Raw genomic sequence first — 12801 nt, 5'->3', positions numbered from 1 at the left:
TTGCGACGATGAAAATATTCCTGATCCTGGTGGGGTGGATCGCCGTGGCGCTGGGCGTGCTGGGCATCTTCCTGCCGCTGCTGCCCACCACGCCATTCCTGCTGCTCGCTTCCGCCTGCTTCGCGCGCGGCTCCTCGCGCATGCACAACTGGCTGCAAACCAACCGCGTGTTCGGCAAATACCTGCGCGACTACGAAAACGGCCACGGCATGCCGCTGCGCGCCAAGGTCTGGGTGCTGATCTTCATGTGGTGCTCGATGGGGTATTCGATGTGGCGCTTGCAGCATTTGCCGACGTTGCAAGTGCTGCTGGTGGTGATCGGCGCGGGTGTGACGATCTATCTGACGCGCTTTGTACCGACCATGGCGCTGGCGAAAAAGCCGGACTAAGCTGGCGGCGTCGCATGCTTGCGCAAGTGCCGGTCGAGGCTGTTGGCAAAGCTCTGGCGATCGCTCTGGCTGAAGGCTGCCGGGCCGCCGGTGTCCACCCCGCTGCCGCGCAGTTCGTCCATGAAGGCCCGCATGGTCAACATCTGGGCGATGTTGTCGTTGGTGTAGAACTCGCCGCGCGGGTTGAGCGCAAAGCCGCCCTTCTTCAATACATCGGACGCCAGCGGAATGTCGCCCGTTACCACCAGGTCGCCCGGCGCCAGCAGGCGCACGATTTCCTGGTCGGCCACGTCGGCGCCGGACGGCACTTGCACCGAACGGATAAAGCGCGACGGCGGCACTCTAAGTAACTGGTTGGCTACCAGCGTGACCTGCAACTGCATGCGGTCGGCTACCCGGTACAGGATATCTTTTACCACCGCCGGACAGGCATCGGCATCGACCCAGATCTGCATCACAGGTCCGTCCACAGTTCACCGTTGGGGCTGGTGCGCGGCGGCGTGACGCCGAAGTGGCGGTAGGCGGCCGGCGTGGCGACCCGGCCGCGCGGCGTGCGCTGCAAAAAGCCTTGCTGGATCAGGTAGGGTTCGAGCACGTCCTCGATGGTGTCGGCCGCTTCGCCGATGGCTGCCGCCAGGTTGCCGATGCCCACCGGGCCGCCGCCGAACTTGAACAGCACCGCTTCGAGCAGTTTGCGGTCCATCACGTCGAAGCCGACGGTATCGACGTCGAGCATGACCAGCGCGGCATCGGCCGTGGCCTTGGTAATGTCGCCATTGCTTTTCACTTCCGCGTAGTCGCGCACGCGGCGCAGCAGGCGGTTGGCAATACGCGGCGTGCCGCGCGCGCGGCGGGCGATTTCCACCGCGCCGTCCGGATGGATATTGGCCTTGAGCAGCGCGGCGCTGCGGGTGACGATCCTGGTCAGTTCCTCGGTATTATAAAACTCGAGGCGGGCGACGATGCCGAAGCGGTCGCGCAGCGGATTGGTCAACATGCCGGCGCGGGTGGTGGCGCCGACCAGGGTAAACGGTTGCAGGTCGAGCTTGACCGAGCGCGCAGCCGGCCCTTCGCCGATCATGATATCGATCTGGTAGTCTTCGAGCGCCGGGTACAGGATTTCCTCGACCACCGGCGACAGGCGGTGGATCTCGTCGATGAACAGCACGTCGTTCGCTTCGAGGTTGGTCAGAATCGCGGCCAGGTCACCGGGACGCTCGAGCACCGGGCCCGACGTCTGGCGCAGGTTGACGCCCATCTCGCGGGCAATGATGTTGGCCAGCGTGGTTTTACCGAGACCGGGCGGGCCGAACAGCAGAGTGTGGTCGAGCGCCTCGCTGCGATTGCGCGCGGCGGCAATAAAAATCTCGAGCTGGTCGCGGATCTTGGACTGCCCGACATATTCATCGAGAAGCTTGGGACGCAAGGCCCGTTCGATGGCCTCTTCGTTGGGCGACGTAGGCGCTGCGTCGATAATGCGCTGTTCGGTGAAGCTGTCGGTCTGGATGCTCATGCGTTACTTGGTCGTGGTGAATTGGTGCGAAATGCATGCAAAACAGGCGGATGCCCGGCCTGCCTATGCACAGTGTAGGCTAGTTTGCGCAAACCGCCCAGCCAGAACATCACCCCTTGGACAACGCCTTCAACGCCTGCTTGATACCATCCGACACGCCGGCGCCGGCCGGAACGGTTTTGAGCGCCAGCAACGCTTCCTTGTCGGAGTAGCCCAGCGCCAGCAGCGCGTTGAGGATGTCCGATTGCGAGTCGGGTACCGAGGGCGAACCGGCCGAGCCCAGGTCCGGGCCCAGCTTGCCCTTGAGTTCCAGCAGCAGGCGTTCGGCGGTTTTCTTGCCGATGCCGGGTACCTTGATCAGGCGGCCCGATTCCTGCAGCGTCACCGCCTGCGCCAGGTCGGCGATCGACATGCCGGACAGGATCGACAGCGCGGTGCGCGCGCCGACGCCGCTGATCTTGATCAGCAAACGGAACACGGCGCGCTCGTCGGCGTGGCCAAAGCCGAACAGCAAATGGGCATCCTCACGGATGGCCTGGTGGGTGAACAGCACCACCTTCTCGCCCACGTTGGGCAGGTTGTAGAACGTGCTCATCGAGACATCGACTTCGTAGCCGACGCCGCCGCAATCGACCAGCAATTGCGGCGGATTTTTTTCAAGCAAAATACCGGAGAGACGACCGATCATCGTGTGTACACCTTGTGAATGGGGATAAATTAGCCAACTAGGCGGCCGCGCTTCATGCGCATGCCAGCCAGCGGACCACCGAGCGCGGTGGCGCCAGCAGTAGTGGTCTTGATGCCGGCGCTGGCGATCAGGGTCAGCGTGTCGCGGCTGTGGGCGTGGCAGATGGCAATGCCGAGCGCATCCGCTGCGTCGGTGCCGGGCAGGCCGGGCAGCGACAACAACCGCGCCACCATGTCCTGCACCTGCGACTTGACGGCGCGGCCCGTGCCGACGACGGCCTGCTTGATCTGGGTCGGCGAATATTCGGCCACCGCCAGGTTGGCCGACACCAGCGCGCAAATGGCCGCGCCACGGGCCTGGCCCAGCAGCAAGGTCGATTGCGGATTGACGTTGACGAACACCTGCTCGATGGCCGAGCACTCGGGCTGGTAAATGCGCGCGACTTCAGCCACGCCGTCCAGGATCACCTTGAGACGGGTAGGCAAATTGCCCTCGCCGCTCTTGATGGTGCCGGAAGCAATGTAGCGCAACTTGGCGCCCTGCTTGTGGATGACGCCAAAGCCAGTGGTGCGCAGGCCGGGGTCGATGCCGAGAATAATCATGCCGGGATTGTACTATGGCTAAAAATGACCATCCCCGCAAAAGCGGGGATGAAGGATCAAACTGTCGCTAAAGATTAATGATTAATGATTAATGACGGAAATGGCGAACGCCCGTATAAACCATTACTACGCCGCGCTCATCAGCCGCATCGATCACTTCCTGGTCACGCATCGAACCACCAGGATGAATCACGCAGGTCGCCCCCGCATCGACCACCACGTCGAGGCCGTCACGGAACGGGAAGAACGCGTCCGACGCCACGACCGAACCGGTCAGCGACAGGCCGGCGTTTTGCGCCTTGATCGATGCGATGCGGGCCGAGTCGATGCGGCTCATCTGGCCGGCGCCCACGCCCAGCGTCATGTTGTTGCCGCAGAAGACGATGGCGTTCGATTTGACGTACTTGGCCACGCGCCAGGCGAACATCAGGTCTTGCAGTTGCTGCGGCGTCGGTTGCAGCTTCGAGACCACTTTCAGGTCGCCGACCAGCACGTTTTTCGAATCGGCCGACTGCACCAGCAAGCCGCCACCGACGCGCTTGAAGTCCATGGCGTTGACGCCATCGCCCAAAGGAATTTCCAGCAGGCGCACGTTCTGCTTGGCCGACAGGATCTGTTTCGCTTCAGCGGTAAACACTGGCGCGATCAGCACTTCGACGAACAGCTTGGCCAGTTCCACGGCAGCAGCCGCATCGACTTCCACGTTGAAGGCGATGATGCCGCCGAATGCCGAGGTCGGATCGGTTTGCAGCGCGCGCTTGTAAGCGTCGGCAGCGTCGGTGCCCAGGGCCACGCCGCACGGATTGGCGTGCTTGACGATCACGCACGCGGCGCTCTGGTCGAAGCCGCCCATGCTCTTCACGCATTCCCATGCAGCATCGGCGTCCGCGATATTGTTGAACGACAGTTCCTTGCCTTGCAGCTGGCGATAGTTGGCCAGCGCGCCCGGCGTTGCCATCACGTCGCGGTAGAACGCGGCCGACTGGTGCGGGTTCTCGCCGTAGCGCATGTCCTGCACTTTTTCAAACGCCACGTTCAGGTTCTTCGGATACGCGCCACGGGTGGCATGGGCGCGGTCCGGGCCCAGGCTGGTCAGGTAGTTGGCGATGGCCCCATCGTACTGGGCCGTGTGGGCATACACCTTGGTGGCCAGGCGGAAGCGGGTTTCGTAGCTGACGAACCCGGGGGTGTTGTCGGTGGTTTTCATTTCCGCCAGCACCACGCCGTAGTCGGCCGGATCGCAGATCACGACCACGTCCTTGTGGTTCTTGGCCGACGAGCGCAGCATGGCCGGGCCACCGATGTCGATGTTTTCGATGGCGTCGTCGAGCGAGCAGTCTTCCTTGGCAACAGTCGCCTGGAACGGATACAGGTTGACCACCACCATGTCGATGGTCGGAATGTCGTGCTCGGCCAGTTTGGCCATGTGCTCGGGGAAATCGCGGCGGGCCAGGATGCCACCGTGCACTTTCGGGTGCAGTGTCTTGACGCGGCCATCGAGCATTTCCGGGAAGCCGGTGTAGTCGGCCACTTCGGTCACGGCCAGGCCGTTGTCGGCCAGCATTTTGGCGGTGCCGCCGGTGGACAGGAGCTTGACGCCCATGGCGGACAACGCGCGGGCGAAGTCCAGCACACCGGTTTTGTCGGAAACGGAGATGAGAGCTGATTTAATCATGGCTGAAGGCTAAGTCGTTTAGCTAGGTGGTTTGAATGAGGAGAAACAATCGGCACAACGGCCGATCCCCAGCCGTCCACGCCGGAAAACGCAGGCCGTTACAGCAGGCCGTGCTCTTGCAATTTCTTGCGCAAAGTATTGCGGTTGATGCCCAGCATCTGCGCCGCGTGCGACTGGTTGCCGTCCGCGCGCGTCATGACCACTTCCAGTATCGGCTTCTCGACGGTCAGCACGACCATGTCGTAGATATTCGACGCCTGCTGCTCGCCCAGGTCGTTGAAGTAGTCTTCAAGGCTTTTCTGCACTACTTCCTGGATACTTTCTTTGCTCATTTTGTACGTTCTCAATAATCTGTTGACGCTGGTAAATCATCACCAGGCTTGTGGCCCGGGCGCTTACCCTTTTGATATGACTTTTTTAGTGCTGGCTGGCTTGCGGCTCGCTGATCACGACAGGCTATGCGGCTTGCAAATCTTCGGAGAGGCGGTATTGTAACCGCTCGCCCCACTGCCGCTGCGATTCGAAGAACTGGTCCACCGCTTCGAGCTGCGCCTCGGTGCACTCCAGCAGGTTCATCCGTTGCCGGAATTCCTCGCCGCCAGGCAGGTCGCGCACGTACCAGCCGATGTGCTTGCGTGCGGTGCGCACGCCCAGATAGTCGCCGTAGAAACCGTAGTGGGCGCGCAGGTGTTCGTCCATCAGCGCACGTACCTCGGCGATAGTCGGTGCCGGCAGGTGGTTGCCGGTTTGCAGGAAATGGTCGATCTCGCGGAAGATCCACGGCCGGCCCTGCGCCGCGCGTCCCACCATCACCGCATCCGCGCCCGTGTAATCGAGTACGAATTTGGCTTTTTCGGGCGTGGTGATGTCGCCGTTGGCGACCACCGGGATCAGCACCGATTGCTTGACGGCAGCAATGGTGTCGTACTCGGCGTCGCCGGTGTAGCCGTCGGCGCGGGTACGGCCATGCAGGGTGAGCATGGCGATGCCGGCGTCTTCCGCGATGCGGGCAATCGCCAGCGCGTTCTTGTTCTCGCGGTTCCAGCCGGTACGGAATTTCAGTGTGACCGGCACATCCACCGCGCCGACCACGGCAGCGAGTATCTCGCGCACCAGCGGCACGTTTTGCAGCAGGGCCGAACCGCACCAGCTGTTGCACACTTTTTTAACCGGGCAACCCATGTTGATATCGATGATCTGGGCGCCACGCTCGACATTGAAACGCGCGCAGTCGGCCAGGTCTTGCGGATCGGCGCCGGCGATTTGCACGGCTTTCGGCTCCATTTCGCCCGCGTGGTCGGTGCGGCGCGAGCTTTTTTCGGTCGCCCACAGGCGTGGATTGGACGCCGCCATCTCGGATACCGCGTAGCCAGCCCCCAACTGCTTGCACAGCTGGCGGAACGGCCGATCGGTCACACCCGCCATGGGAGCGACAAATACGTTGTTACGCAGTAAATGAGGACCGATTTGCACAGACGTTACCTGGTGGGAAAGGAGGAACCTTCTATTTTAACCCAAGGACTGCTCATTTAATAAGCACTATTTTTTTATTAAATCGGCAAGGGTGTGCGCTTGACTTTGTTCAGATGATGTCGTCCAGGGCGATGGCCAGGTGCGCCACCTCGCCCCAGCTGTCGAGCACCAGCTTGCCGTCGGCATAATGAAACCGGTTGATGCTGGCATTCTTGACCTGGAAATCGCGCGGGCTGTCGAGCTGCATGCCGACCGCCTCGCGGTACGCGCATTCGAGCACGCCGCCGTGGGCCACGATGGCAATCGTCTTGCCCGGATGTTGCTCCGCCCAGCGGCCGATGGCGCCAATCGCGCGCGCATAAAACTGGCGGAAGCTTTCGGCCACGCGGTCGCCGGCCGGCATCACCGCGTCGATATCGCGCGCCTGCCACAGCACGAAATCCTGCGGGTATTGCTGCTCGATCTCGGTGTACAACATGCCTTCGAACGCGCCATAACCGCGCTCGCGCAAGGCGGCGTCAGTGTGCACGGTGGCGTGGTCGTAGTGCACCGCCACCGCCTGCGCCGTTTGCAGCGCGCGTTGCAGGTCGCTCGAGACGACCAGGTCCAGCCCCTCCCCCGCCAGCACCTCGGCCAGGGCACGCGCCTGGCGTTCGCCTTCGAGGTTGAGCGGAATATCGATATGGCCTTGCAGGCGGCGCACGGCGTTCCACGCCGTTTCGCCATGGCGAATCAGTACTATCTTGGTAGTGTTCATGCAGTCTTCGGTTTGCCCTTGGCAGCGTGGGGCGCCAGGGCGGGATTGAGGGTGTAGGTGGCGATCAGTTGCGCTTCATCGATGATGTGGCCGTGGATGGCATTCAATACGTCGGCGCAGGTAAACCGCGCGGCCAGGTCCAGGCGCGGCACGTCGAGCGCGTACAGGCGAAAAATGTAGTGGTGCACGCGTTCGTCGTTCCACGGCGGGCACGGGCCATCGTAGCCGTAGTAGTCGCCAGCCATGGCGGCGTCGTGCGCGAACCAGCCGGTGTAATCGTTGAGTCCCTGGCGCAGCGCCAGGTCGCCCATGGTGACCTCGGGCCCCGGCTTGCCATGCGGCGTGATGCCGTTTGAAAACGCGCCAGCCGGCATTTCGCGGCGCGACACGGGAATATCGACCAGGCTCCAGTGGAAAAAATCGCCGCGAGGCTCAAGCGCGGACAGCGACGCATCGGCGCGGTTGGCGTGGATAACATCGACCGGCGCATCGCCGTCGATGCACAGCAGCACCAGCGACTCGGCGCCGGCTGGCACGTCGGACCAGGCCAGGTGCGGGTTACGGTTGCTTGACAGCACCACCTTGCCGCCGCGGTCCAACGCACCAAACGCGAATTCGGCCGGCAAGGGGCGGCCATTACGCACACTGTCACTCACCAGCTTCATTGCTGCTTCCTTTATGTGGGACTCGGTTTCGCCGATACTTGTAACCAGAACGTTACCGGCCCGTCGTTGGTAAGCGTTACTTTCATGTCGGCGCCGAACTGGCCGGTCTGCACCACCGGATGCTTGAGCCTGGCCTGGTCCACGAAATGGGAAAACAGGCGCAAGCCATCGGCCGGCGCGGCGGCGGGCGTAAACGACGGTCGCGTGCCCGAACGGGTGTCGGCGGCCAGCGTAAATTGCGGCACCAGCAGCACACCGCCGCCAACGTCGGCGACGCTGCGGTTCATCTTGCCGGCATCGTCGCCGAACACGCGGTAGCCGAGCAGTTTGGCCAGCAAGGTGTCGGCCTCCTTTTCGGTGTCGCCGCGCTCGGCGCAAACCAGCACCATCAGGCCGGCGTCGATGGCGCCGATGGTGGCGCCATCGACCACCACGCTGGCGCTGGACACCCGTTGCAACAGCGCGATCATACTGTGAGCGTAACGCGGGCGAACTTGCGCTTGCCCACTTGCAGCACGAAGGTGCCGGCTTCAACTTTTAACGATTTGTCGCTGAGCACGGTACCGTCGAGGCGTACGCCGCCTTGATCGACCATGCGCATCGCTTCCGAGGTCGAAGGGCACAGGCCGGCCTGCTTGAGCAGTTGCGGCAGGCCCAGCGGCGCGCCGGTAAGCGCGACTTCGGCCACGTCGTCCGGGATGCCGCCCTTGGAGCGGTTGACGAAGTCGTTCAACGCTTCCTCGGCAGCGGCCTGCGAGTGGAAACGGGCGACGATTTCCTGGGCGATTGCCACCTTGGCGTCGCGCGGGTTGGCGCCGCCGGCGACTGTCGCCTTCAATGCCGCAATGTCGGCAATCGAGCGGAACGACAGCAAATCATAGTATTTCCACATCATCTCGTCGGACACGCTCATGATCTTGGCGAACATGGTGTTGCCCGGCTCGGTGATGCCGATGTAGTTGTTCTTGGACTTCGACATTTTTTCCACGCCGTCCAAACCTTCGAGCAGCGGCATGGTCAAAATGCATTGCGGCTCTTGCGCGTAGTCTTTTTGCAGTTCGCGGCCCACCAGCAGGTTGAACTTCTGGTCGGTGCCGCCCAGCTCGAGGTCGGCCTTGAGCGCGACCGAATCGTAACCCTGCATCAAAGGATAAAGGAACTCGTGGACCGCAATCGGTGTCCCACTCTTGAAACGCTTGGTGAAATCGTCGCGCTCCATCATGCGCGCCACCGTGTAGCGCGAGGCCAGCTGGATCAGCCCGCGCGCACCGAGCGGGTCGCACCACTCGGAGTTGTAGCGGATTTCGGTCTTGGCAGCGTCAAGTACCAGCGAAGCCTGCTTGAAGTAGGTCATGGCGTTTTGCTCGACCTGCTCTTTCGTCAGCGGCGGACGGGTGGCGTTGCGGCCGGACGGGTCGCCGATCATCGAGGTGAAGTCGCCGATCAGGAAAATCACTTGGTGGCCCAGGTCTTGCAGCTGGCGCATCTTGTTGAGCACCACGGTGTGGCCCAGGTGCAGGTCGGGCGCGGTCGGGTCCAGGCCCAGTTTGATGCGCAGCGGTACGCCCGATTGCTCGGAGCGGGCCAGCTTTTGGGCGAACTCGCTTTCAATGAGCAACTCGTCGACACCGCGCTTGGTGATCGCGAGTGCCTCCTGTACATTGTCGCTCAAGGGCAGTGCTTTCGAAGGGGCCGGCGTCGAGGAAGAGGTAGTCATAACTTTTGAGAGGTTTTTTTTCAGAAAAAGGTAGCAGTTGCCAGGACTTTGTTATAATCCGTGATCCCATCAATCTTGCTCTACGAAAACGAACAACGATTAGAATTAGAAGAAAATAAACGTTCCTGAATAGTTCAAGCGGTAAATTCTAACTGATTGCATGAACCAAATACATAAATTCACGAGCTCACGCTTATATAAACTGGTCGGTTCCACGCCGAAGAAGCGCATCATCTCCGCTTCGGCTTTCGCCCTCACAGTATGTGCTTTTGGCGCTGCCGCAGTGGCGCCACTCGCTCCCGACGCGTCGGATTTGCCAGTGACATCGATTCAGGAAGCCGTTGCCATGCCGGATCTCGGCAAGCAAATCTCCGCACTCGAGCAGCAATCCTCCACCGAACAGTTCGTCCATGAAGAACGCGTACGCTCCGGCGATACGCTGGCAACGCTGTTGACCCGCCTCGGCGTGGACGACAACGACGCCGAGTCCTTCATCAAGAAGGACAAGATCGCCAAAGGCGTCATGCAGCTGAAAACCGGCAAGCGCGTTCAAGCGCAAACCGATGAAATCGGCAATCTGCAATGGCTGCGGGCGACGGTGGTCGATGGCAAGGACATGCCAGTGAAAAACATCACGGTCACCCGCAAGGGCGACAGTTTTGTTGCACAGGAAGAAGCTGCGAAGCTGGAACGCCGCGTTGAAATGCACGCGCGCACCATTTCGAGCAACCTGTACGCGGCAACCGATTCCGACAAGGATGGCGCCAAGCTGCCTGACGCCATCGTCAAGCAAATCATTGAAATGTTCTCCACCAATATCGACTTCCGCGGCGATGTGAAACGTGGCGACCGCTTCAACGTGGTGTACGAAACCTTCTGGCAAGATGGCGAATTCGTCAAGGCAGGCCGCATCCTGGCTGGCGAATTCACCAACCGTGGTACGACGTACCAGTCGGTCTGGTACGAAGATCCGCAAAGCAAGCAAGGTGGCGGCTACTACAGCTTCGACGGCAAGTCGCTGAAAAAAGCATTCCTGAAGTCGCCGGTGGAGTTCACCCGCATTTCGTCGGGATTCTCGATGCGCGTGCACCCTGTCTCGGGCCAGTGGAAAGCCCACAAGGGCATCGATTTCCCAGCGCCTATCGGCACGCCGATCCGCGCCGCTGGCGATGGCACGATCGAATTTGCCGGTACCCAGAATGGCTATGGCAACCTGGTCACCATCAAGCACTGGAACAACTACAGCACCGCCTACGCCCACATGAGCCGTTTTGGTTCGGGCATCAAAAAGGGCGGTAAAGTGAGCCAGGGCGACATCATCGGTTACGTAGGCAACACTGGCTGGTCCACCGGCGCCCACCTGCACTATGAATTCCGTGTTGGCGGCGAAGCCCGTGATCCGAACAAGATGAACGTGCAAGCCCAGGCCCCTCTGACCGCCGCAGAAATGTCGCGTTTCAAGGTCTATGCTTCGGACATGACGCACCGCATCGCCCTGCTGCAATCGGGCCAGTCCGGCTTCAACGGCGGCAACACCCGCATGGCTGCCAAGTAATTTTTTCCCGCTGTAAATCTTCACTCTAGAAAACAGGCCGCCGCATCGGCCTGTTTTTTTATCATCATGCGCCGCCACGGCGTCCGCTTCCGTGCGACAGCACACGCAAGCTCAGGCAAAATACATTTTTCCCAACGAATGACGTAAGGACGCGACATGGCTCTGTATATCGGTTTGATGTCGGGCACCAGCCTCGACGGTGTTGATGGTGCACTGGCGGACTTTTCCGGTGCCGACATCACCACGCGTGGCGCCGCCTACATCGCCTTCCCGCCCGCGCTGCGCGCCGAGCTGATGGCGCTGCAGGCGCCCGGCGACAACGAGATCGAGCGCGAAGCGGCTGCGGCGATTCAACTCGCGCGGCACTATGCCGACTGCGTGGCGGCCCTGCTGGCCGATGCCAGTCTCGCCGCCGCAGAGATCACTGCGGTGGCCGTGCATGGCCAGACCATCCGCCACCGCCCCGAACTGGGCTTTACTCGCCAGGTCAACCACCCCGCCCTGCTGGCCGAGTTGTGCGGCATCGACGTGATTGCCGACTTCCGCAGTCGCGACGTAGCCGCCGGCGGCCAGGGCGCGCCGCTGGTGCCAGCCTTCCACCAGACGCTGTTCGGCAAGGCCGGCAGCACCCGGGTAGTGGCCAATATCGGCGGCATCGCCAATATCAGCGTGCTGGGCGGCGATGGCGCGGTCACCGGCTTCGATACCGGTCCGGGCAATGTACTGATGGACGCCTGGATCGCCCGCCACCAGGACAAGGAGTACGACGCCGACGGCGCCTGGGCCGCCAGCGGCGCGGTGCTGCCGGAGTTGCTCGCGGAACTGCTGCGCGAACCATACCTGGCCCTGCCGCCGCCGAAAAGCACGGGCCGCGACCTGTTCCACCTCGACTGGCTCGACGCGCGCCTGGCCGTATACCGCGAGGCCGCGCCCGCGGACGTGCAAGCCACGCTCACCCGCTTGACGGCCTTGTCGCTGGCCCAGGCCATCCAGGCCCACGGCAGCGGCGCGGACGCCGTGTATGTGTGCGGCGGCGGCGCCTACAACAGCGTCCTGATGAGCGAACTCGGTGCGGCGCTGGGCAAGCAGGTGATGGTGGCGTCCACTCAGGCATTGGGCGTGGCGCCGAACCGGGTGGAGGCGCTGGCGTTTGCCTGGCTCGGTTTCCGGTTCACCGAGCGGCTGGCGGGCAACCTGCCGGCTGTTACCGGCGCTGCCGGCGAACGGGTGCTGGGCGCGCTGTACCCGCGCTGACTGTTTCAGGACCACGCATAAAAAAGGCGGCACAACCGAGGTTGTACCGCCTTTTTACATGGCGCCGGGCGCCGCGTGTATGTCCGAAACTTACACCGAGAACGACGAACCGCAACCGCAGGTCGAGGTGGCCGACGGGTTCTTGATCACGAACTGGGCGCCTTCGAGGTCGTCCTTGTAGTCGATTTCCGCGCCGACCAGGTACTGGTAGCTCATCGAATCGATCAACAGCTCGACGCCGTTCTTGACCATGGTGGTGTCGTCTTCGTTGACGATTTCATCAAACGTGAAACCGTACTGGAAGCCGGAGCAACCGCCACCCTGCACGAACACGCGCAATTTCAGGTCGGGATTGCCCTCTTCCTCGATCAGTTGGGCGACTTTTTCGGCAGCGCTATCGGTAAACACGATAGGAGCTGGCATTACGTCCAGACTTTCAGCAACAGCATTCATTTGAGACTCCTACGAGTTAAGCATTTAGCGGCCATTATAGACCCCTGCCGGGTTTCCTGC

At 61.9% G+C, this 12801-nt stretch carries 15 protein-coding genes; 3 read left to right on the top strand and 12 right to left on the bottom strand.

The window, feature by feature from the left end:
* Window positions 1-8: 8 nt before the first annotated feature.
* Window positions 9-389, top strand: a complete 381-nt coding sequence (locus SR858_RS02450) for a YbaN family protein (RefSeq protein WP_019924386.1) — start codon at window positions 9-11, stop codon at window positions 387-389.
* On the opposite strand, the gene SR858_RS02445 is transcribed toward SR858_RS02450, so the two are convergent.
* From SR858_RS02445 to tyrS, 11 genes are all read right to left on the bottom strand, one after another.
* Window positions 386-844, bottom strand: coding sequence for a YaiI/YqxD family protein (locus tag SR858_RS02445; RefSeq protein ID WP_019924387.1), 459 nt, complete (start codon window positions 842-844; stop codon window positions 386-388). The genes SR858_RS02450 and SR858_RS02445 overlap by 4 nt on opposite strands.
* Complete coding sequence (gene ruvB / locus SR858_RS02440) at window positions 844-1902, bottom strand: Holliday junction branch migration DNA helicase RuvB (protein ID WP_019924388.1); 1059 nt, start codon at window positions 1900-1902, stop codon at window positions 844-846. Before ruvB ends, SR858_RS02445 begins: the two co-directional genes overlap by 1 nt.
* A gap of 109 nt (window positions 1903-2011) precedes the next feature.
* Window positions 2012-2590 carry a Holliday junction branch migration protein RuvA gene (gene ruvA / locus SR858_RS02435; RefSeq protein WP_026637748.1) on the bottom strand — a complete coding sequence of 193 codons (579 nt, stop codon included), beginning with the start codon at window positions 2588-2590 and terminating at the stop codon, window positions 2012-2014.
* A 29-nt stretch (window positions 2591-2619) separates the two neighbouring features.
* A complete protein-coding gene (ruvC, locus tag SR858_RS02430; RefSeq protein ID WP_019924390.1) occupies window positions 2620-3192 on the bottom strand; it encodes a crossover junction endodeoxyribonuclease RuvC in 573 nt (190 codons plus the stop codon).
* 88 nt (window positions 3193-3280) lie between these two features.
* Entirely contained in the window at window positions 3281-4867 is a 1587-nt protein-coding gene (gene purH, locus SR858_RS02425) for a bifunctional phosphoribosylaminoimidazolecarboxamide formyltransferase/IMP cyclohydrolase (protein ID WP_019924391.1), read from the bottom strand.
* Between the two features lie 98 nt (window positions 4868-4965).
* Window positions 4966-5199 carry a helix-turn-helix domain-containing protein gene (locus tag SR858_RS02420; protein ID WP_008445162.1) on the bottom strand — a complete coding sequence of 78 codons (234 nt, stop codon included), beginning with the start codon at window positions 5197-5199 and terminating at the stop codon, window positions 4966-4968.
* A gap of 124 nt (window positions 5200-5323) precedes the next feature.
* Window positions 5324-6340: a tRNA dihydrouridine synthase DusB gene (gene dusB / locus SR858_RS02415; RefSeq protein ID WP_084670176.1), complete on the bottom strand. Its 1017-nt coding sequence runs from the start codon at window positions 6338-6340 to the stop codon at window positions 5324-5326.
* A gap of 109 nt (window positions 6341-6449) precedes the next feature.
* Window positions 6450-7097: a histidine phosphatase family protein gene (locus SR858_RS02410; RefSeq protein ID WP_019924393.1), complete on the bottom strand. Its 648-nt coding sequence runs from the start codon at window positions 7095-7097 to the stop codon at window positions 6450-6452.
* The gene (locus SR858_RS02405) at window positions 7094-7762 is read right to left on the bottom strand and encodes a YbhB/YbcL family Raf kinase inhibitor-like protein (protein ID WP_019924394.1); all 669 of its coding nucleotides are present in this window, start codon (window positions 7760-7762) and stop codon (window positions 7094-7096) included. The genes SR858_RS02410 and SR858_RS02405 overlap by 4 nt, the downstream gene beginning before the upstream one ends.
* Before the next feature lie 11 nt (window positions 7763-7773).
* Window positions 7774-8232, bottom strand: a complete 459-nt coding sequence (gene dtd / locus SR858_RS02400; RefSeq protein WP_019924395.1) for a D-aminoacyl-tRNA deacylase — start codon at window positions 8230-8232, stop codon at window positions 7774-7776.
* Window positions 8229-9479, bottom strand: coding sequence for a tyrosine--tRNA ligase (gene tyrS / locus SR858_RS02395; RefSeq protein ID WP_026637749.1), 1251 nt, complete (start codon window positions 9477-9479; stop codon window positions 8229-8231). Before tyrS ends, dtd begins: the two co-directional genes overlap by 4 nt.
* A 160-nt stretch (window positions 9480-9639) precedes the next feature.
* Here tyrS and SR858_RS02390 point away from each other — a divergent pair, with 160 nt between their 5' ends.
* Both SR858_RS02390 and SR858_RS02385 read left to right on the top strand, forming a co-directional pair.
* Window positions 9640-11034 carry a M23 family metallopeptidase gene (locus SR858_RS02390; protein WP_026637750.1) on the top strand — a complete coding sequence of 465 codons (1395 nt, stop codon included), beginning with the start codon at window positions 9640-9642 and terminating at the stop codon, window positions 11032-11034.
* Window positions 11035-11190: 156 nt separating this feature from the next.
* Window positions 11191-12288 (top strand): anhydro-N-acetylmuramic acid kinase, encoded by a 1098-nt coding sequence (locus SR858_RS02385; protein ID WP_019924398.1) that lies wholly within the window; start codon window positions 11191-11193, stop codon window positions 12286-12288.
* A 90-nt stretch (window positions 12289-12378) separates the two neighbouring features.
* On the opposite strand, the gene erpA is transcribed toward SR858_RS02385, so the two are convergent.
* A complete protein-coding gene (gene erpA, locus SR858_RS02380; protein ID WP_026637751.1) occupies window positions 12379-12741 on the bottom strand; it encodes an iron-sulfur cluster insertion protein ErpA in 363 nt (120 codons plus the stop codon).
* Window positions 12742-12801: the final 60 nt, after the last annotated feature.

Origin of the sequence: Duganella zoogloeoides (assembly GCF_034479515.1) — a bacterium.
Taxonomy (GTDB): Bacteria; Pseudomonadota; Gammaproteobacteria; order Burkholderiales; family Burkholderiaceae_D; genus Rugamonas; species Rugamonas zoogloeoides.
This window is presented reverse-complemented; position numbering and strand designations above follow the sequence as displayed.

Bases quoted from the DNA above. Each gene is read 5' to 3' on its own strand.
- SR858_RS02385 (WP_019924398.1), top strand. From the start codon at position 11,191: ATGGCTCTGTATATCGGTTTGATGTCGGGCACCAGCCTCGACGGTGTT.
- SR858_RS02450 (WP_019924386.1), top strand. From the start codon at position 9: ATGAAAATATTCCTGATCCTGGTGGGGTGGATCGCCGTGGCGCTGGGC.
- tyrS (WP_026637749.1), bottom strand. From the start codon at position 9,479: ATGACTACCTCTTCCTCGACGCCGGCCCCTTCGAAAGCACTGCCCTTG.
- dtd (WP_019924395.1), bottom strand. From the start codon at position 8,232: ATGATCGCGCTGTTGCAACGGGTGTCCAGCGCCAGCGTGGTGGTCGAT.
- ruvA (WP_026637748.1), bottom strand. From the start codon at position 2,590: ATGATCGGTCGTCTCTCCGGTATTTTGCTTGAAAAAAATCCGCCGCAA.
- SR858_RS02420 (WP_008445162.1), bottom strand. From the start codon at position 5,199: ATGAGCAAAGAAAGTATCCAGGAAGTAGTGCAGAAAAGCCTTGAAGAC.
- ruvC (WP_019924390.1), bottom strand. From the start codon at position 3,192: ATGATTATTCTCGGCATCGACCCCGGCCTGCGCACCACTGGCTTTGGC.
- erpA (WP_026637751.1), bottom strand. From the start codon at position 12,741: ATGAATGCTGTTGCTGAAAGTCTGGACGTAATGCCAGCTCCTATCGTG.
- SR858_RS02405 (WP_019924394.1), bottom strand. From the start codon at position 7,762: ATGAAGCTGGTGAGTGACAGTGTGCGTAATGGCCGCCCCTTGCCGGCC.
- SR858_RS02445 (WP_019924387.1), bottom strand. From the start codon at position 844: ATGCAGATCTGGGTCGATGCCGATGCCTGTCCGGCGGTGGTAAAAGAT.
- SR858_RS02390 (WP_026637750.1), top strand. From the start codon at position 9,640: ATGAACCAAATACATAAATTCACGAGCTCACGCTTATATAAACTGGTC.
- ruvB (WP_019924388.1), bottom strand. From the start codon at position 1,902: ATGAGCATCCAGACCGACAGCTTCACCGAACAGCGCATTATCGACGCA.
- purH (WP_019924391.1), bottom strand. From the start codon at position 4,867: ATGATTAAATCAGCTCTCATCTCCGTTTCCGACAAAACCGGTGTGCTG.
- SR858_RS02410 (WP_019924393.1), bottom strand. From the start codon at position 7,097: ATGAACACTACCAAGATAGTACTGATTCGCCATGGCGAAACGGCGTGG.